Consider the following 17891-nt stretch of genomic DNA (forward strand, 5'->3'; position numbering starts at 1 on the left):
TCCGGAGAGGCTTTTTCGTGGGTGTTTGCCGCGTTCAACAGAGTCAGTAGAGATAGAAGACGATTCCGATGAAGTGGCACACCACCGCCAGGTTGATCAGCAGGTGCCAAACCATGTGGTGGTACCGGAACCCCTTGCGCGCGTAGAACCACGCTCCCAGCGTATAGAGCACCCCGCCCGCCGCAATCAGCCACAGCAGCTGCGTCGAGGCGTGACGGATGAACAACGGCAGGAAAAAGAGGATCGTCCAGCCCATCACCAGGTAGATCGTCAGGCTCACGGCCGGAATTGAACGCCGCGACAACGACTTGTAGAAGATCCCGAAAACCACCATCGCCCATTGCAGGATCGTGATGAAAAGGCCCTGCCAGCCTCCGATCACCGACAACGCAATCGGCGTATAGCTCCCCGCAATGGCCACGTAGATGAAAATGTGATCCAGGATGTGGAACACCTCCTTGTGCCGCGAGGCCGGATTCATCGAGTGGTAGAGTGTCGACGCCAGGAACATCAGGAAGATCGAAATCACGAATACCGAAACCGAAACCGAGGCCAGAACCCCCTCGGAATCGTGAACATAGGCCCACACCGCAGCAAACGGCAGCGACAACAGCGACAAAAACGACATCACCCCGTGAGACACCGAATTGGCAACCTCCTCGCCCAAAGTCGGAATGTAATTCTTCTTTTTTCTCTCCATAACGCAACCATTTGATTCAACGTGCCAAATTTATAATTTTTTTCATTATCTTTGCCAACAATAGGTATACGGTTAGGTAAAATGGACTTTTCGCGCTACGAAAATCTCCGCTCTCTCGTGCGGACGAACTTCTCGGAGCAGACCCAGCGTCTGGTCGATGAAGCGCTCGAATATGCCGAAGCAAAACTCGGCAGTCTCGTGCGCTACGACGGTGCACCCCTGATCGATCACGGTGTCGCCGTAGCCGAAATCGTCATCTCCGAAATCGGACTCGGAAGAAATTCGACCCTCTCGTCGATCCTCCACGACGTCGTCCGCATCGCCCACAAGCAACTCCCCGCAGAGGAGTTCCTCGCCCTGACCGCCGACATTCAGAACCGGTTCGGAGAACAGGTCGTCGGAATCACCATGGGGCTCTCGAACATCTCCGAACTCCGCCTCAAGGTCGCCAAGGAGCAGGCCGACAACTTCCGCGACCTGATCGTCAGCTACTCCGAGGATCCCCGCGTGATCCTCATCAAACTCGCCGACCGCCTCGAAGTCATGCGCTCGCTTGACATCTTCCCCCGCGAAAAGTGGCGCAAGAAGAGCTGGGAGTCCATGAACCTATATGCCCAAATCGCACACAAGCTGGGCCTATACTCGATCAAGAGCGAACTGGAGGATATAGCCCTGAAATATCTCGAACCGAAGGATTACGAACATATCGTCACCAAACTCGAAGAGAGCGCCGACGAACGCCGCGCCTTCATCGCACGCTTCCTCGTGCCCATCGAGCAGCGGCTCAACCAGCTCGGCATCCACTACCACATCAAGAGCCGCACCAAGTCGATCTTCTCCATCTGGAACAAGATGCAGAAGCAGCACGTACCCTTCGAGGGCGTCTACGACATCTTCGCCATCCGCATCATCATCGACTGCCCCCGCGAGCAGGAAAAACAGCTCTGCTGGACCGCCTACTCCGTGGTCACGGACTTCTACACGCCCAATCCGAACCGGATGCGCGACTGGATCTCGATCCCCAAGTCGAACGGATACGAGTCGCTCCATACGACCGTCTCGGCCGAGGGCCGATGGGTCGAGGTGCAGATCCGAACCGAACGCATGGATGCCGTCGCCGAACGCGGTATCGCCGCACACTGGCGCTACAAGGGCGTCGCACAGGGGGCACAGACCAGCGAACAGTGGCTGAGCCGCCTGCGCGAGCTGATGGAGGACACCACCCACTCGCTGGCGCAGCGTTTCGATGCCAAACCCGCCTCGGGCGAGATCTTCGTATTCACCCCCAACGGCGACCTGCGGAAACTCCCCGAAGGGGCCACGCTCCTCGACTTCGCATTCGATATTCATACGAACCTCGGCTCGACCTGCGTCGGCGGAAAGGTCAACAACCGCGCCGTCTCGATCCGCGAGCAACTCAAGAACGGGGACATCGTCGAGATTCAGACCCAGAAGAACCAGACCCCGAAGTCCGACTGGCTGAATGTCGTCGTCACCTCCAAGGCCCGCAACAAGATCAAGTCGTTCCTCCGCGAAGAGCAGGCCAAGCATACCCGCATGGGCCGCGAAGAGCTGGAGCGGAAACTCAAAAACTGGAAGATGGCCATCTCGATCGACGAGGCCGTGGCCTATCTCGCCCGTCACTTCAAACTCCGGCTCGGAAGCGACGTGTACGGGCTGATCGCCACCCAGAAACTCGACTTCGGGACCATCAAGGAGCTGCTCTCCCGCCACCTCTCCGGAGAAGCCGCCGAGGAGCGGCGCGCCGCGGCCGCCGAGGTCGAACGACAGAAGGCCGCTCAACACGCCGCTCAGGAGAAGGCCGCGCCGCAGGATGCCCTGATCATCGACGACGACATCTCGAAGATCCAGTACAAGCTGGCCAAGTGCTGCAACCCCATCAAGGGCGACGACGTCTTCGGGTTCGTGACGATCAACTCCGGAATCACCATTCACCGCTGCGACTGCCCCAATGCCAAGCGAATGTGCGAAAACTATCCCTATCGGGTGGTCGAAGCCCGCTGGCGGCAGTCTGCCGAAGGGGCCTTCCGCGTCTCGATCCGCATCGTCGCCGCCGACACCACCGGCATGGCAAACCACATCACCGAGGTCATCATCCGCGACCTGAAACTCAACATCCGCTCGATCAACTTCGCCGCGGCAGGAAACGGGTGCATCGCCGGAACCGTCGCCGTCGAGGTCCCCGGATCGGCCGTCGTCGATACGCTCATCCACCAGATCATGCGCATCAAGGGCGTACAGCGCGCCTACCGCATCAACTGATTCGAAAACAACTTTTTACCCACACTATCATCGATCAATGAATAACAACTCAATCAGCGTCGTTTTTGCCGACTCGTCGCACGCGCACTACGCTCCGCGTATCTGCCAGCTGATCTACGAGTCCGCATTGCAGCGGGGAACGGGTATCGCCAAGCGGTCCCCGGAGTACATCGCTGCAAAAATGACCGGTGGCAAGGCCGTCGTGGCGCTGGACGGTGAAAAACTGGTCGGGTTCAGCTACATCGAGTGCTGGGGGCATGGCGACTTCGTCGCAACCTCCGGCCTGATCGTCGACCCCGAGTACCGGCACATGGGACTCGCGGAGCAGATCAAACGACGAACCTTCGAACTGGCCCGACGACGATTCCCGTATGCCAAGTTATTCAGTATCACTACGTCGCTCCCCGTCATGAAACTCAATTCACGCATGGGATACGTCCCCGTCACCTTCTCCGAACTGACCGAGGACGAGGAGTTCTGGAAGGGTTGCGAAGGCTGCTGCAACTACGACATCCTCCAGCGAAACAACCGTCGCATGTGTCTCTGCACCGGAATGCTCTACGACCCTGCCAAGGAGCCGCCTCAGAAGCACTCCCGTTTCGCCCCCTACGTCATGTTCCTCAAGAACAAAATCAAAAAAATCTTCCATCTGAAATAAAAATAAAAATACGATATAAAGCCATGGATACCAAGAAAAAAGTCGTGCTGGCGTTCAGCGGTGGGCTGGACACCTCGTTCTGTGTGAAATACCTCTCCGAGGAGAAGGGTTACGATGTCTACACGGCCATCGCCAATACCGGAGGCTTCTCCAAACCCGAACTCGAACGCATCGAGAAGCGTGCCATGGAGCTCGGGGCCGTCAAGCACGCCACACTCGACATCGAACAGGAGTACTACGAGAAGAGCATCCGCTACATGGTCTTCGGGAACATCCTCCGAAACGGGACCTATCCCATCTCGGTGAGCTCCGAGCGCATCTTCCAGGCCATCGCCATCATCGAGTACGCCAAGCAGATCGGGGCCGATGCCGTGGCGCACGGTTCGACCGGCGCCGGAAACGACCAGGTACGTTTCGACCTGACGTTCCAGATCCTCGCTCCCGGGATCGAGATCATCACCCCGACCCGCGACATGACCCTCACGCGCGAATACGAAATCGACTACCTGCGCAAGCACGGCATTACGGCCGACTACAAGAAGATGGAATACTCGATCAACAAGGGCCTCTGGGGCACCTCGATCGGCGGCAAGGAGACACTCCATTCGGAGCAGACGCTCCCCGAAGAGGCCTACCCCAGCCAGATCACGGCCGAAGGTGAGGAGCATCTCAAACTCTCGTTCGAAAAGGGCGAGCTGTGCGCCGTGAACGGGAAGCCCTACGCCGACAGGGTCGAGGCCATCCGTGCCGTCGAGGCCATCGGTTCGAAGTTCGGAATCGGGCGCGACATGCACATCGGCGACACGATCATCGGCATCAAGGGCCGCGTCGGATTCGAGGCCGCCGCCCCGATACTCATCATCGCCGCACACAAGATGCTCGAAAAGCACACCCTCACCAAGTGGCAGATCTACTGGAAGGATCAGGTCGCCACGTGGTACGGCATGTTCCTCCACGAGGCCCAGTATCTCGAACCCGTCATGCGCGACATCGAGGCCATGCTCCTCTCCTCGCAGCGCAACGTCACGGGGACCGTCGAGCTGATCCTCCGCCCGCGGAACTACACGCTCGTCGGCGTCGAGTCGTCGTATGATCTCATGAAGACCGACTTCGGCGAGTACGGAGAGGTCAACAAGGCCTGGACCGCCGACGACGTGAAGGGTTTCACGAAGATCCTCGGCAACCAGATCAAGATCTACTACAACGTCCAGAAACGCAACGAAAAACCGGAAAAATGATCCGCGCGGGAATCATCGGAGGAGCCGGATATACGGCCGGAGAACTGATCCGCCTGCTGGTGAACCACCCGCAGGTCGAGATCGCCTTCGTACACAGCACCTCCAACGCCGGGAACCTCCTCACGGAGGTCCACGGCGGGTTGGAGGGCGAGACGTCGATGCGCTTCTGCGAGGCGTATGACCTCGCGGCGGCCGATGTCGTCTTCCTCTGCTCGGCACACGGGCAGAGCAAAGGCTGGCTCGCGGAGCAGCAGCTGCCCGAAGGGTTGCGCATCATCGACTTGGCGCAGGATTTCCGCGACGAGTCCGAAGGGTTCGTTTACGGGTTGCCGGAGATGAACCGCGAGCGCATCCGACAGGCAAGGCGGGTCGCCAACCCCGGCTGTTTCGCTACGGCCATTCAGCTGGCGCTGCTGCCGCTGGCCGCCGCAGGGCTGCTGCAGGACGAAGTGCACGTCACGGCCGTCACGGGGTCGACCGGCGCCGGCGTGAAGCCCTCGGCCACGACCCATTTCAGCTGGCGGTCGGACAACCTCTCCGTCTACAAGGCCTTCTCGCACCAGCATCTCCTGGAGATCGGCCGCAACATCCGCCTGCTGGAGCCCGCGTTCGACCGCGAGATCAACTTCGTACCCATGCGCGGCGACTTCACCCGCGGCATCCTGGCCAGCGTCTACACGACGTGTGAACTCGACGAAGAAGCGGCCCGGAAACTCTACGCAGACTACTACGCCGAAGCCGCCTTCACCCATGTTGCGGAGCGCGGGGTCGATCTCAAACAGGTTGTCAATACCAACAAGGCCTTGGTCCATGCGGCCAGGCACGGATCGAAGCTGCACATCGTTTCGGTGATCGACAACCTGCTGAAAGGAGCCTCGGGCCAGGCCGTGCAGAACATGAACCTGATGTTCGGGTTCGACGAGAAAGAGGGGCTGCGGCTCAAGGCCTCCGCATTTTAACAAGCAGAGAGCCGTTCCGTCGCGGGACGGCAAAACAAAAAAAACGGATCCATGGAACTTTTCAACGTATATTCACTCTACCCGATCGAACCCGTGCGGGGAAAGGGGTGCTTCGTCTACGACGAGGCCGGAACCGAGTACCTCGACCTCTACGGCGGACACGCCGTCATCTCGATCGGACACACGCAGCCCGACTACGTGAAGGCCGTTTCGGAACAGGTCGGAAGGCTCGGGTTTTACTCCAATTCGGTCATAAACTCGCTGCAGGTCGAGCTGGCACAGCGGCTCGGACGCGTGTCGGGGTACGACGACTACAGGCTCTTCCTCTGCAACTCCGGCGCCGAGGCCAACGAAAACGCCCTGAAACTCGCCTCCTTCCATACGGGGCGCAGCAAGGTCCTGGCCGTCGAACGCGCCTTCCACGGACGCACCTCCGGAGCCGTGGCCGTCACGGACAATCCCGCCATCTCGGCACCCTTCAACCGCACGCCCAACGTCGAGTTCACCCCGCTGAACGACCTCGAAACGGCCCGCACGAAACTCGCCACACGTGAGTATGCCGCCGTCATCGTCGAGGGCATCCAGGGCGTGTCGGGCATCCACTGTCCCACGGACGAATTCCTCCGCGGATTGCGCGAGGCGGCCTCCGAGACCGGCACGCAGCTCATCCTCGACGAGATTCAGTCGGGATACGGACGCACGGGGCGCTTCTTCGCCCATCAGCAGGCCGGGATTCGCCCCGACCTGATTACCACCGCCAAAGGCATGGCCAACGGTTTCCCGATCGGCGGCGTGTTGATCGCCCCCCACTTCGAGGCACGGCCCGGGATGCTCGGAACCACCTTCGGAGGCAACCACCTCGCCTGCGCCGCGGCGATCGCCGTCCTAAAAGTCATCGAGCGTGAAGGGCTCGTCGAAAATGCCGCCTCGGTCGGGCAATACCTCCTCGATGAACTGCACGCCATGGAGGGGCTGAAGGAGGTGCGCGGGCGCGGTCTGATGATCGGCATCGAGATCGAAGGCTCGGGATCGGAACTCCGCAAGCGGCTCCTCTTCGAGAAGCACATCTTCACCGGAGGCGCCGGAGCCTCCGTCGTCCGGCTGCTCCCCGCGCTGTGTCTCTCGCGCGAACTCGCCACGCGCTTCCTCGAAGCATTCCGCGACACGCTGCGAAACAAATAACCCGTTCGGGGCGGGCTCCGGGGTGCGGCGGCGGAAGTCGCCGCAGCCTCGGAGCCCCGGCAAAGACCCCGGCACCCCAAAACATGCACAAGAAATGAAAAAATTCACCTGCGTACAGGATATCGGCGACCTCAAGACTGCCGTCGCCGAAGCCTTCGAAATCAAACGCAACCGCTTCCAGTTCACCGGGCTGGGCCGCAACAAAACCCTGCTGATGCTCTTCTTCAATTCGAGCCTCCGCACCCGCCTCTCGACCCAGAAGGCCGCCATGAACCTCGGCATGAACGTCATGGTCCTCGACGTCAACCAGGGCGCCTGGAAACTCGAAACCCAGCGCGGCGTCGTGATGGACGGCGACAAGGCCGAACACCTGCTCGAAGCCATCCCCGTCATGGGCTCCTACTGCGACGTGATCGGCGTGCGATCCTTCGCCCGTTTCCAGGACAAGGCCGAAGATTACGAGGAGCGCGTCCTGGAGCAGTTCATCCGCTACTCGGGACGTCCGGTCTTCTCGATGGAGGCCGCAACCCGGCACCCGCTGCAGAGCTTCGCCGACCTGATCACCATCGAGGAGTACAGGACCACGGAGCGTCCGAAGGTCGTCATGACCTGGGCCCCCCATCCCAACGCCCTGCCGCAGGCCGTGCCCAACTCCTTCGCCGAGTGGATGAATGCCGCCGGGTATGACTTCGTCATCACCCATCCCGAAGGCTATGAGCTCGATCCGAAGTTCGTCGGCGGCGCCCGCGTCGAGTATGACCAGCGCAAGGCCCTCGAAGGCGCCGATTTCGTCTACGCCAAGAACTGGGCCGCCTACACCGATCCCAACTACGGAAAGGTCCTCTCGCGCGACCGTGCATGGACGGTCGATTCCGAGAAGATGGCGCTGACGAACAACGCCTGGTTCATGCACTGTCTGCCCGTGCGGCGCAACATGATCGTCACGGACGAGGTGATCGAATCGCCCCGCTCGCTGGTGATCCCCGAGGCCGCCAACCGCGAAATCGCGGCTCAGGTCGTACTCAAACGCTTGCTGGAAGGACTGGAATGATGGAAAAGATCACGGTAATGAAGATCGGCGGGAACGTCATCGACAATCCCGAAGCCCTGAAGGCCTTCCTCGCGGAGTTCACCGCGGTCGAGGGCCCCAAGATCCTCGTCCACGGAGGCGGAAAACTCGCCACGCGGCTCGCTGAACGCCTCGAACTCAAGGTTCAGATGGTCGACGGCCGGAGGATCACCGACAAGGGGACCCTCGACGTCGTGACGATGGTCTACGCCGGGCTCGTCAACAAACAGGTCGTCGCCGGGCTGCAGGCTGTCGGCTGCAACGCCATCGGGTTGTCCGGGGCCGACGGAAATGCCGTCACCGCACACCGAAGGGCACCGCAGCCGATCGACTACGGATTTGTCGGCGACATCGACCGCGTCGATGCGGAGTTGCTCGCGCGGCTGCTGGAAGGCGGGCTGGTGCCCGTCTTCTCGGCCATCATGCACGACGGCCACGGCACGCTGCTCAACTGCAACGCCGACAGCGTCGCTTCGGCCGTGGCGCTCGGCGTCGCAGCCGTCGCCCCCACCGATCTGGTCTTCTGCTTCGAGAAGGCCGGCGTATTGCGCGATCCCGAGGACGAAGCGTCGGTGATCCCCGAGATCACGGCTGCAAGCTACGCCCCGCTCAAGTCCGACGGGACGGTCAGCAAGGGAATGATTCCCAAGATCGAAAACGCACTGAAGGCCGTCGAGCAGGGCGTGCGGAGCGTCACGATCCGCAGTTCCGCCCACCTGGACAACGGCATCGGAACCGTCATCCGCAGGTAAAACCCGGGCTGCCCGATGGAATCCGGATGTTTGACCCCTTTCCCCCGAAAAGCATGAAGCCGAAAACCGCAGAAGCCGTCGCGTTGTTGCAGGCGTTGATCGCAACGCCGTCGCTGTCGCGCGACGAAGCCCGCACGGGCGACCTCCTCTTCGCCTTCCTCGCGGAGCACGGAGCCGCGCCCGAACGGCTGCACAACAACGTCTGGGCCCGGGCCGAAGGATTCGATCCCGCGCGGCCGACCCTGCTGCTCAATTCGCACCACGACACCGTGCGCCCCGCGGCCTCCTACACCCGCGATCCGTTCACACCGTCGATCGAGGAGGGATGTCTGTACGGGCTCGGAAGCAACGATGCCGGGGCTTCGGTCGTCGCACTCGCCGAGACCTTTCTCACGTTCCGCCGCCGCAAACTCCCCTTCAATCTCGTCGTCGCCCTCTCGGCCGAGGAGGAGTGCATGGGCGAGCACGGGATGCGGGCGCTGCTGCCCGCTCTGGGGAAGATCGACATGGCGCTCGTCGGCGAGCCTACCGGGATGCAGGCCGCAACCGGTGAGCGCGGGCTGGTCGTCCTCGACTGCACGGCCCGCGGCAAAAGCGGGCACGCCGCCCGAAATGAAGGGGTCAATGCCCTCTACATCGCCGCGGACGACATCGCCCGGCTGCGCGGATTCCGCTTCGAACGCGAATCGGCGCTGTTGGGACCCATCGGTATCGCCGTGACGCAGATCGAGGCCGGGACACAACACAACGTCGTGCCCGACGTCTGCCGTTTCGTCGTCGATGTCCGAACCACCGACGCCTACTCGAACGAAGAGACGGTCGAGATCCTCCGCGGAGCGTTGCAATCCGAAGTCGTGCCCCGCTCGACCCGCATCCGCGCCGCCGCCGTCGGAGACGACCATCCCCTCGTCCGCGCCGCAACGGCCGTCGGCCGGAGCACCTTCGTCTCGCCGACGACCTCCGACCGCACGCTGATGCCCTTCCCGTCGCTCAAGATGGGTCCCGGCGAATCGGCCCGATCCCATGCCGCCGACGAGTTCATCCGCATCGACGAGATCGACCGGGCAATCGCCATCTACGAAAAATACATCGAACAGTTAGCACTTCTATACGCATGAGCACCACCAAACTTTGGGACAAGGGTTTCGAACCCGACAAGATGATCGAAGAGTACACCGTCGGCAACGACCGCAACCTGGACCTGCAGCTCGCCCGCTACGACGTCCAAGGCTCGCTGGCCCATATCGCCATGCTCGAAAAAATCGGACTGCTGACCGCCGAAGAGCTCCGCACGCTGACCGCCGGACTGCAGGAGATTGCCGCCGAGATCGAGGCCGGGCGTTTCGAAATCGAACCCGACACGGAGGATGTCCACTCGCAGGTCGAGCTGATGCTTACCCGGCGGCTGGGCGACGCCGGAAAGAAGATCCATTCGGGCCGCTCGCGTAACGATCAGGTGCTGGTCGACCTGAAACTCTTCCTGCGCGACGAACTCCGGCAGGTCGCCGCCGAGGTCAAGGCCCTGTTCGACCGGCTGCAGGAGTTGAGCGAACGATACAGGGAGGTGCTCATGCCCGGGTACACCCATCTCCAGATCGCCATGCCCTCGTCGTTCGGGCTGTGGTTCGGGGCCTATGCCGAAACGCTCGTCGATGACATGCGCCTCCTCGCCGCAGCCTGGCACATCGCCAACCAGAACCCGCTCGGGTCAGCCGCCGGGTACGGTTCGTCGTTCCCCCTCGACCGCACGATGACGACCCGTCTGTTGGGCTTCGAAACGCTCCACTACAACGTCGTCGCCGCCCAGATGAGCCGCGGAAAGAGCGAACGCGCCGCAGCAGCTGCCATCGCCGCCGTCGCCGCCACCGTCGGACGGCTGGCCATGGACGCCTGTCTCTTCATGAGCCAGAACTTCGGGTTCATCTCCCTGCCCGACGAACTGACGACCGGTTCGAGCATCATGCCCCACAAGAAGAATCCCGACGTCTTCGAGATCATGCGCGGACGCTGCAACCGACTGCAGTCCGTCCCGAACGAAATTGCCCTGCTGACCGCCAATCTCCCGGTCGGATACCACCGCGATCTGCAACTCATGAAGGACATTCTCTTCCCGGCCCTCACCGAAATCCGCCGCACGCTCCGCATGTGCGACTTCATGCTGGCTCACGTGCGCGTCAACGAGCATATTCTCGATGACCGCAAGTACGACTACCTCTTCACCGTGGAGGATGTCAACCGCCTCGTCCTCCAGGGCGTGCCCTTCCGCGAGGCATACCGCCAGGTCGGCATGGCCGTCCAGCGCGGCGAGTACCGCCCCACGCGCGAGGTTCATCACACCCACGAGGGAAGCATCGGGAACCTCTGCACCGCGGAGATCCGCCGCAAGATGGAGACCGTCATGCAGGAGTTTGAGACCCCGGGGATGCAGGAGGAGTTGTCATGAAAAGAGTGGACGGGGTGGAGCCCTGTGCCGTGTTGTGCGAGTTGATGAACCCCGACGGCACGATGGTCCGGCGGCCCGAAATCGAGGCATTCGGGCATTGGCACCGTTGTCCCGTCGTTTCGGTCGCCGACCTCATCCGCGCTGTCGCATGACAGAAGCCGGGAAGTAAAAAAGAAAGAAAATCGTCCGTTCCTGCACCACGGAGATCCATTGCAAAGAAAGTCCTCATACAAGCCCTTTCCCGAACGGGAAAATCTGTATCGGGCAGGTAAAAGAGTCACAAGACAGCGCGGCATATCCAAATTATTTTACCTATCTTTGCAAACAGGGATTTCTCTTCAGAAGAAATCCAAGATTCGAAAATGAATTAGAGACATATAGACATATCGTTTACAAGGCGTTAGCTTTCATTCTTGTTCTTGAAACTTCGACACTTTCAGAGCAACCAAGAGTAAAGCGGGAACGCCCACGAGAACGTGGGCTTTACTCGTTTATTTGGTTGCAAGGTAGTCGAAGACCTCAAGAACAGATAAAAGTACTGTCCCACGTCTTTTTTTATCGTATTCAGTCCTGCAGGGGCAGGCGGGACAAATTAACAACTAATCCGACATGAAGAAATTTCTGTTTTTGGGATGGCTCCTCGCCGCAGCATCGCTGACCGCCTGCGACAAGGACAACGAACAAAACGGTGACGGGCCCTGTCCCGTCACCGACATCGAACTCCCGCAATCAAGCGAACAAACGCCAATCGTGCCCGGCAGCACAATCGAAATCCGCGGAAACGGATTCGAAGACGACTGCGAAATCTGGCTCTTCGAAGAGACCCGGACCGCAGCATCCGCAGGGGTAAAGGCCGAAATCCTCGAAGTCTCCGCTTCCATCGTCCGGTTCACGGCTCCCGATCTCTCCGGAGCCCAAAGCATCGAACTTCGGCAAAATAACGGCGCATGGAGAATCGGCACACTGGTATTTCCCGAAGAAGAGGAGGAGACGCCGGTCGAGATCCTCCCCCGCCGGATCTCACACATCAAAATCACCTATCCGGACGACTTATCCTTCGTCCAGCAGTTCGCCTACGACGAACAGGGCCGCATTGCCTCCATCACGGAGACGGACCAGCAATACGCCTATCCCGGAACCACGGCCCAGGATGAAGTGACAAATTTCGCATATGAAAGCGACCGCATCGTCATCACCGAACCCTCCGGCGCACAGTCGATCCTCACATTGGTCGACAACAGAACCACTGCCATTACCGGCGTTGCTCACAATGATCACTACACCGACGACTACGCCTTCTCCTATGATGTAAATGGCTACATCGCCACCAGCACCTGGACCCAGAATCCCGACAAAACCTACTCTGCAAAAAGCATCTACACCGTCGTAAACGGATGTATGACTCAAGTCCGGGAAGATGAAGATTCCGAGGAGTGGTACGGAGGCAATGCTTCCTACACAAACAACCCCGAACAGACAAACAACCTCAACATCGACCTGTTCGGCATCAGCGACTTCATCACCACGACCGATCTCGACCGGATCTATCTGGTCGGCGCCGGAGGAAATCGGCTGAAAAAACTCCCCTCCACGATCGATTACGGGGAGAACGGAATTGACACCTATCGCTATACGATGGAGGGCGAATACATCTCGAAAATCGAAATCGACGAGGACGGTGAACCTCTCACGATACTGGAAATCTTCTACGAGGATTGACAGTCCGAATCCGACCGCAAAAAAGGGCCCCGAAAATTCGGGGCCCTTTTTCATGGATGACGGGGTTCGCGGACTACTTGATGCGCTCGTAGTATTCGCGTGTGCGCGTGTCCACGCGGATCTTGTCACCCGTGTTGATGAACAGCGGCACGCGGATCGTCGCTCCCGTATTCACCGTCGCAGGCTTCAGCGAGTTCGTCGACGCCGTGTCACCCTTCACGCCCGGCTCCGTATAGGTTACCTCCATGTCCACGATCGGGGGAAGCTCCGCCGAAAGAACCGTCTCCTTCTCCGTGTGGAACATCACCTCGACAATCTGACCGTCGGCCATCAGGTCGTAGTTGTTGATCAGGTTCTTGTCGATGTTGATCTCCTCGAACGTCTCCGTGTGCATGAAGTGCATACCCAGGTCATCCTCGTAGGTGAACTGGTACGGACGCCGCTCCACGCGAACCGGCTCGATCTTCACGCCCGCCGAGAACGTGTTCTCCAATACGCGGCCGTTCTCCAGGTTCTTCAGTTTCGTGCGCACGAAAGCGGGACCCTTGCCCGGCTTCACATGCTGAAAGTCGATGATCTGGAACGTCTTCCCGTCCAGCTCGATGCACATGCCGATCTTGATGTCTGCGGTTGTTGCCATAGTATCTGTTTTTTTAAGTGTTCTTCGCGGCCGCAAAGGTAACAAAAACTTCCCGAATTTCCTAATCCCCGGACCACGCAACGTTTCCCGCCCTATCCGGCTGGGCTACAATTCGATCGACTTGCACCGAAGGCCCAACTGACGGATCTTCTCCAACGTCCGGGGAAGCGCGTAGCGCATGTTCCGGAAAGCCTTCTCGCTGTCGTGGAAAACGACGATGGCGCCCGGAGCCAGGTATTTCGTCACGTTCTTCAGGCACGTCCGGGGAGACAACTGCCGGTTGTAGTCCCGGGAGATGATGTCCCACATCACCAGCTTGTAGCGCTGGCCCAGCAGACGCGCCTGCGCCGGCGTAATCTGCGCGTAGGGAGGCCGGAACAACTCCGTATGGAGCAGGTCGTTCGCAAAATCGACATCCTCCGTATAGCGCTCCAGGCTCATCCCCCAACCCTTCTGGTGCGAATAGGTGTGGTTACCCACCTTGTGCCCCGCATCCAGGATCCGCCGGTAAAGGTCCGGGTACATCTCCACGTTCTTGCCCAGCACGAAGAACGTGGCCTTCGCGTCGTACTTCTCCAGCGTCGAGAGAATCCACTCCGTAATACCCGGCGTGGGCCCGTCGTCAAAGGTCAGGAAAACCCCGTCCGGGTCGTCGATCTCCCAGATCAGGTCCGGCATCAGGCGCCGGATGAGTTTCGGTGGTTTCAAGCGCATACGCCCGCAAAATTAATCATTTTCCGTGCCTTTTGGAAAAATAGTTGTATATTTGTAAATATTCAATTCTTACTCCATGACCATGAAAACGCTTTGCCGTGGCATATTCGCCCTGATGATCGCCGCCGCTGTGGCCGGATGCGACGCTTTCCATACCCTCAACAAGAAAAAAACCGCTCAGGGGCGACCCTACGAGCTCATCGTCGTATGCCCGCAGATGGAGTGGAACGGAGAACTCGGGGACTCCCTGCGCGCCGTCTTCACGGCCCCGGTCCCCTATCTGAACCAGGTCGAACCCCTCTTCGATGTCCTCCGGGTCACCGAACGCGGGTTCAAGGACATGATCGCAGACCATCGCAATATCCTCAAGATCGTCGTTGACCCCGAGGTCCGGCAGGCGGAAGCGGCCGTCGAGTACAATGTCACTTCCGAACCCCAGATCGTCGTCACGCTCCAGGGACCCGATGACAAGGCCGTCGTCGGATACCTCTCCCAAAACCGCGACAACCTGCTCCACGTCCTCGAACAGGCCGAACGCGACCGGGACGTCCAGACGTACACCTCGTTCAACAACCCCGGAATCGAAGCCGCCATCCGGGAACTCTTCGGCATGGAGATCAAGGTCCCCAAAGGGTACGTTCTCGCCAAACAGACCGACGATTTCCTCTGGGCCCGATATGAATACCCCACGGCAAGCCAGGGATTCTTCGTATACTCCTATCCCTACGAAGGCCCCGAGTCCCTCTCGCTCGATGCCCTGATCAAGGCCCGGAACAGGTTCGCTGCCCTGATTCCCGGACCCTCCGACGGCTCCTACATGATCACATCCGACGCTTTCGAACCCGGCTATCGGCTCTTCCGCCTCGAAGGACGGCTCTGGTGCGAACTCCGCGGCTTCTGGGACGTGGAGGGTGACTTCATGGGCGGTCCATTCGTCAGCTACACGACCGTCGATACCGAAACCAACCGCATATTCACCCTCGACGGTTATGTTTACGCCCCCGACCTCAACAAACCCCGCAAGCGGAATTACATCCGGGGCATAGAGCATCTGCTCTACACGATCCATTTCCCCGAGCAGCAAAAATAACCGCAGAAGGGGGGGGGCCGGAAGAGGATGAGGGAGAGGAAGAGAGGAAGAGAGGAAGAGAGAGGCAAGAGAAGCGAGAAAAGAAGAGAGGGCAAGAGAGGGCAGGAGAGGGAAGATAGAAGCAAGAGAAGCAAGAAAAGAAGAGAGGGGCAGGGAGGGAAGGAGAGGGCCGGCAGAGAAGCAGAGAGAGAAAAGGCTGAGGAGCTGAAAAAGTAGGCCGCAAAAACAGACACGAATCCCGCCCCGAGAAACAGTCGATAAAAACGGCAGCCGTAACACCGTATGCAGCAAATTCTGACATACATCTTCATTGCACTCTACTCGGTGACGATCCTCAGCGTCATTCTGGTCATCATTACCGAAAACCGGAACCCGCTGAAGACCCTCCCCTGGATTATCGTGCTCATCTTCGCACCCGTGGTCGGACTCCTCTTTTACTTCTTCTTCGGGCAGAACCTCTCCAAACAACGGATCATATCCCGAAGAACCCGGAAACGAATCACCATGCACCTCGCCGAATCCGACGAATCCGGACACCCCGAAATCCCGGAAACCTGGAAACCCCTCGCCAAACTCCTCAAAAGCACAATCCACGCCGTACCCCTGTACGGCAGCCGAATTACCCCCTATACCGACGGAGCAGCCAAAATGGAGGCTCTGCTCGATGAAATCAAACTCGCACGACACCATATACACCTCCAATACTACATCTTCTGCGACGATGATACCGGGAAGCTGCTGCGCGACGTCCTCGTCGAAAAGGCCCGGAAAGGCGTACGGATCCGGATCCTCTACGACGATGTCGGATGCAGCGGCGTCAAAAAGGCATTCTTCGATTCCATGAGAAACGTGGGTATCGAAGTCCACGCCTTCCTCCATGTCCGTTTCCCTCGCTTCACCAGCAAAATCAATTACCGGAACCACCGCAAAATCGCCGTTATCGACGGCCGGGTGGGATTCATCGGCGGAATGAACATCGCTGACCGATATGTCCACGGACCCGGATGGGGTACCTGGAAAGACTCCCACTTCCGAATCGAAGGAAACGGAGTCGCCGGACTTCAGGCTTCGTTCCTCAGCGACTGGTCCGCAACCACCAAACACCGCATCACGGGACCCGAATACTATCCCCTGGCCAAACGATATACGGACGGAATCCTTCAGATCGTCCCGAGCGGGCCCTTCGGAAAGTGGAGAACACTCCTCCAGGGGGACAGCTACGCCATCGAGAACGCCAGAAAACGGGTCTGGATACAAACCCCCTACTACCTCCCCTCCGACGTCCTCAACTCCGCACTCCAGGCTGCCGCACTCGCCGGAATCGACGTGAGAATCATGCTCCCCGCACGCTCCGATTCGCGCGTCGTAGACCTCGCATCGCACTCCTTTCTCGACGACATGATGAAAGCCGGAGCGAAGATCCTCTTCTACACCCCGGGATTCCTCCACGCCAAACTCCTGATCATCGACGACGTCCTGACCATAATCGGTTCCGCAAACATGGATTTCCGAAGTTTCGAGCACAATTTCGAGGTCAACGCCTTCGTCTACGACGCCGATTTCAATGCGCAAATGTCCCGCATATTCACCGACGACACCGCCCGGTCCCACGCCCTGACACCCGCCGAATGGTTCAACCGCCCCCGGTCGCGACGATGGGCGGAATCCCTGATGCGCGTATTCTCGCCCCTGCTGTAACCCGAAGAAAAAGAGAGCAGAAGGAGAGGGGGGGGCGGAAAATGGAAAATGGAAAATGGAGAATCGGGGGAGGGATAATGGGGGAAATGGATGGGTAAACCGCAGGCGGATCAGAGCTCCACGATGCCGTGGCGGATCGCATAGACCACCAGCGAGGCCGTATTCTTGCAACCCGTCTTTTCAAGGATATTCGCACGGTGCTTGTCCACCGTCCGCTTCGAGATGAAGAGCGAATCGGCAATCTCCTGATTCGACAAACCCTGGCAAACGGCAACCAGAATCTCCCGCTCCCGCGACGAAAGCGGTTCGTCCGGGACATCCTCACGCGTGCGCATGCGCCCCGTCAGTGACGAGAGCAGCTGCGGCGAAAAGTAACTCCCTCCCGCCATCACCGTATCGATCGCCTCCAGCACATCGCCGATATCCGAATCCTTCAGCAGGAAACCTTTCGCCCCGGCCTTCACCATCCGCGAATAGTAGCTCTCCTCACCGAACATCGACAGCGTGATGATCCGCAACTCCGGACGCCGGGCCAGGGCCCGCTCCGTGGTCTGTGCGCCGTCGAGCCCCGGCATGGCGAAATCCATGAAGACGATATCCGCCTCCACGGCATCCAGCATTCCCAGAAACTCCTCGCCGCTTCCCGCTTCGCCTACAACCCGGCACTCCCCGCAATGCTCCAGCAAACCCCGCAGGCCGTTGCGGAAGAGCGAATGGTCGTCGACAAGGATGATCCGCCGTTCCAT

General features: G+C 59.6%; 18 protein-coding genes. 14 read left to right on the top strand and 4 right to left on the bottom strand.

Annotated features, from left to right (window positions below; translation table 11 throughout):
* Positions 1 to 43 precede the first annotated feature (43 nt).
* Positions 44 to 700, bottom strand: coding sequence for a hemolysin III family protein (locus ABGT65_RS04080; protein ID WP_346699923.1), 657 nt, complete (start codon positions 698 to 700; stop codon positions 44 to 46).
* An 81-nt stretch (positions 701 to 781) separates the two neighbouring features.
* Between ABGT65_RS04080 and ABGT65_RS04085 the strand changes: the two genes are divergently transcribed.
* The 11 genes from ABGT65_RS04085 to ABGT65_RS04135 all read left to right on the top strand — a co-directional run bounded on the left by ABGT65_RS04085 (position 782) and on the right by ABGT65_RS04135 (position 13003).
* Positions 782 to 2983 carry a RelA/SpoT family protein gene (locus ABGT65_RS04085; protein ID WP_346699924.1) on the top strand — a complete coding sequence of 734 codons (2202 nt, stop codon included), beginning with the start codon at positions 782 to 784 and terminating at the stop codon, positions 2981 to 2983.
* Between the two features lie 37 nt (positions 2984 to 3020).
* Complete coding sequence (locus tag ABGT65_RS04090) at positions 3021 to 3641, top strand: GNAT family N-acetyltransferase (protein ID WP_346699926.1); 621 nt, start codon at positions 3021 to 3023, stop codon at positions 3639 to 3641.
* A 23-nt stretch (positions 3642 to 3664) separates the two neighbouring features.
* Positions 3665 to 4879 (top strand): argininosuccinate synthase, encoded by a 1215-nt coding sequence (argG, locus tag ABGT65_RS04095; RefSeq protein ID WP_346699928.1) that lies wholly within the window; start codon positions 3665 to 3667, stop codon positions 4877 to 4879.
* Complete coding sequence (gene argC / locus ABGT65_RS04100) at positions 4876 to 5838, top strand: N-acetyl-gamma-glutamyl-phosphate reductase (RefSeq protein WP_346699930.1); 963 nt, start codon at positions 4876 to 4878, stop codon at positions 5836 to 5838. Before argG ends, argC begins: the two co-directional genes overlap by 4 nt.
* 51 nt (positions 5839 to 5889) lie before the next feature.
* Positions 5890 to 7020 carry an aminotransferase class III-fold pyridoxal phosphate-dependent enzyme gene (locus ABGT65_RS04105; RefSeq protein ID WP_346699932.1) on the top strand — a complete coding sequence of 377 codons (1131 nt, stop codon included), beginning with the start codon at positions 5890 to 5892 and terminating at the stop codon, positions 7018 to 7020.
* A gap of 94 nt (positions 7021 to 7114) precedes the next feature.
* A complete protein-coding gene (locus ABGT65_RS04110) occupies positions 7115 to 8071 on the top strand; it encodes an N-acetylornithine carbamoyltransferase (RefSeq protein ID WP_346699933.1) in 957 nt (318 codons plus the stop codon).
* Entirely contained in the window at positions 8068 to 8841 is a 774-nt protein-coding gene (gene argB / locus ABGT65_RS04115; protein WP_346699935.1) for an acetylglutamate kinase, read from the top strand. Before ABGT65_RS04110 ends, argB begins: the two co-directional genes overlap by 4 nt.
* Positions 8842 to 8894: 53 nt before the next feature.
* Positions 8895 to 9959, top strand: a complete 1065-nt coding sequence (locus tag ABGT65_RS04120; RefSeq protein WP_346699937.1) for a M20 family metallo-hydrolase — start codon at positions 8895 to 8897, stop codon at positions 9957 to 9959.
* A complete protein-coding gene (gene argH, locus ABGT65_RS04125) occupies positions 9956 to 11284 on the top strand; it encodes an argininosuccinate lyase (RefSeq protein WP_346699939.1) in 1329 nt (442 codons plus the stop codon). Before ABGT65_RS04120 ends, argH begins: the two co-directional genes overlap by 4 nt.
* Entirely contained in the window at positions 11281 to 11436 is a 156-nt protein-coding gene (locus ABGT65_RS04130) for a 3,4-dihydroxy-2-butanone-4-phosphate synthase (RefSeq protein WP_346699941.1), read from the top strand. The genes argH and ABGT65_RS04130 overlap by 4 nt, the downstream gene beginning before the upstream one ends.
* A 457-nt stretch (positions 11437 to 11893) precedes the next feature.
* Positions 11894 to 13003, top strand: coding sequence for a hypothetical protein (locus tag ABGT65_RS04135; protein WP_346699942.1), 1110 nt, complete (start codon positions 11894 to 11896; stop codon positions 13001 to 13003).
* Between the two features lie 73 nt (positions 13004 to 13076).
* Here ABGT65_RS04135 and efp read toward each other — a convergent pair whose 3' ends face one another.
* Complete coding sequence (efp, locus tag ABGT65_RS04140) at positions 13077 to 13643, bottom strand: elongation factor P (RefSeq protein WP_346699944.1); 567 nt, start codon at positions 13641 to 13643, stop codon at positions 13077 to 13079.
* Between the two features lie 105 nt (positions 13644 to 13748).
* Positions 13749 to 14357, bottom strand: coding sequence for a polysaccharide deacetylase family protein (locus tag ABGT65_RS04145; protein WP_346699946.1), 609 nt, complete (start codon positions 14355 to 14357; stop codon positions 13749 to 13751).
* 76 nt (positions 14358 to 14433) lie between these two features.
* On the opposite strand from ABGT65_RS04145, the gene ABGT65_RS04150 reads away from it, so the two are divergent.
* From ABGT65_RS04150 to cls, 3 genes are all read left to right on the top strand, one after another.
* Entirely contained in the window at positions 14434 to 15447 is a 1014-nt protein-coding gene (locus ABGT65_RS04150) for a DUF4837 family protein (protein ID WP_346699948.1), read from the top strand.
* Between the two features lie 27 nt (positions 15448 to 15474).
* Positions 15475 to 15663, top strand: a complete 189-nt coding sequence (locus tag ABGT65_RS04155; protein ID WP_346699949.1) for a hypothetical protein — start codon at positions 15475 to 15477, stop codon at positions 15661 to 15663.
* A gap of 66 nt (positions 15664 to 15729) precedes the next feature.
* Positions 15730 to 17145: a cardiolipin synthase gene (gene cls / locus ABGT65_RS04160; protein WP_346699951.1), complete on the top strand. Its 1416-nt coding sequence runs from the start codon at positions 15730 to 15732 to the stop codon at positions 17143 to 17145.
* Between the two features lie 110 nt (positions 17146 to 17255).
* Here the strand turns inward: cls and ABGT65_RS04165 are convergent, their stop codons facing one another.
* Positions 17256 to 17891 (bottom strand): response regulator transcription factor, encoded by a 636-nt coding sequence (locus ABGT65_RS04165; RefSeq protein WP_346699953.1) that lies wholly within the window; start codon positions 17889 to 17891, stop codon positions 17256 to 17258.

This window comes from uncultured Alistipes sp., assembly GCF_963931675.1.
In the GTDB taxonomy this organism is placed as follows: domain Bacteria; phylum Bacteroidota; class Bacteroidia; order Bacteroidales; family Rikenellaceae; genus Alistipes.

Excerpts from the sequence above, each read along its gene's own strand:
- ABGT65_RS04080 (WP_346699923.1), bottom strand. The coding sequence starts at position 700 with ATGGAGAGAAAAAAGAAGAATTACATTCCGACTTTGGGCGAGGAGGTT.
- ABGT65_RS04085 (WP_346699924.1), top strand. The coding sequence starts at position 782 with ATGGACTTTTCGCGCTACGAAAATCTCCGCTCTCTCGTGCGGACGAAC.
- ABGT65_RS04090 (WP_346699926.1), top strand. The coding sequence starts at position 3,021 with ATGAATAACAACTCAATCAGCGTCGTTTTTGCCGACTCGTCGCACGCG.
- argG (WP_346699928.1), top strand. The coding sequence starts at position 3,665 with ATGGATACCAAGAAAAAAGTCGTGCTGGCGTTCAGCGGTGGGCTGGAC.
- argC (WP_346699930.1), top strand. The coding sequence starts at position 4,876 with ATGATCCGCGCGGGAATCATCGGAGGAGCCGGATATACGGCCGGAGAA.
- ABGT65_RS04105 (WP_346699932.1), top strand. The coding sequence starts at position 5,890 with ATGGAACTTTTCAACGTATATTCACTCTACCCGATCGAACCCGTGCGG.
- ABGT65_RS04110 (WP_346699933.1), top strand. The coding sequence starts at position 7,115 with ATGAAAAAATTCACCTGCGTACAGGATATCGGCGACCTCAAGACTGCC.
- argB (WP_346699935.1), top strand. The coding sequence starts at position 8,068 with ATGATGGAAAAGATCACGGTAATGAAGATCGGCGGGAACGTCATCGAC.
- ABGT65_RS04120 (WP_346699937.1), top strand. The coding sequence starts at position 8,895 with ATGAAGCCGAAAACCGCAGAAGCCGTCGCGTTGTTGCAGGCGTTGATC.
- argH (WP_346699939.1), top strand. The coding sequence starts at position 9,956 with ATGAGCACCACCAAACTTTGGGACAAGGGTTTCGAACCCGACAAGATG.
- ABGT65_RS04130 (WP_346699941.1), top strand. The coding sequence starts at position 11,281 with ATGAAAAGAGTGGACGGGGTGGAGCCCTGTGCCGTGTTGTGCGAGTTG.
- ABGT65_RS04135 (WP_346699942.1), top strand. The coding sequence starts at position 11,894 with ATGAAGAAATTTCTGTTTTTGGGATGGCTCCTCGCCGCAGCATCGCTG.
- efp (WP_346699944.1), bottom strand. The coding sequence starts at position 13,643 with ATGGCAACAACCGCAGACATCAAGATCGGCATGTGCATCGAGCTGGAC.
- ABGT65_RS04145 (WP_346699946.1), bottom strand. The coding sequence starts at position 14,357 with ATGCGCTTGAAACCACCGAAACTCATCCGGCGCCTGATGCCGGACCTG.
- ABGT65_RS04150 (WP_346699948.1), top strand. The coding sequence starts at position 14,434 with ATGACCATGAAAACGCTTTGCCGTGGCATATTCGCCCTGATGATCGCC.
- ABGT65_RS04155 (WP_346699949.1), top strand. The coding sequence starts at position 15,475 with ATGAGGGAGAGGAAGAGAGGAAGAGAGGAAGAGAGAGGCAAGAGAAGC.
- cls (WP_346699951.1), top strand. The coding sequence starts at position 15,730 with ATGCAGCAAATTCTGACATACATCTTCATTGCACTCTACTCGGTGACG.
- ABGT65_RS04165 (WP_346699953.1), bottom strand. The coding sequence starts at position 17,891 with ATGGAACGGCGGATCATCCTTGTCGACGACCATTCGCTCTTCCGCAAC.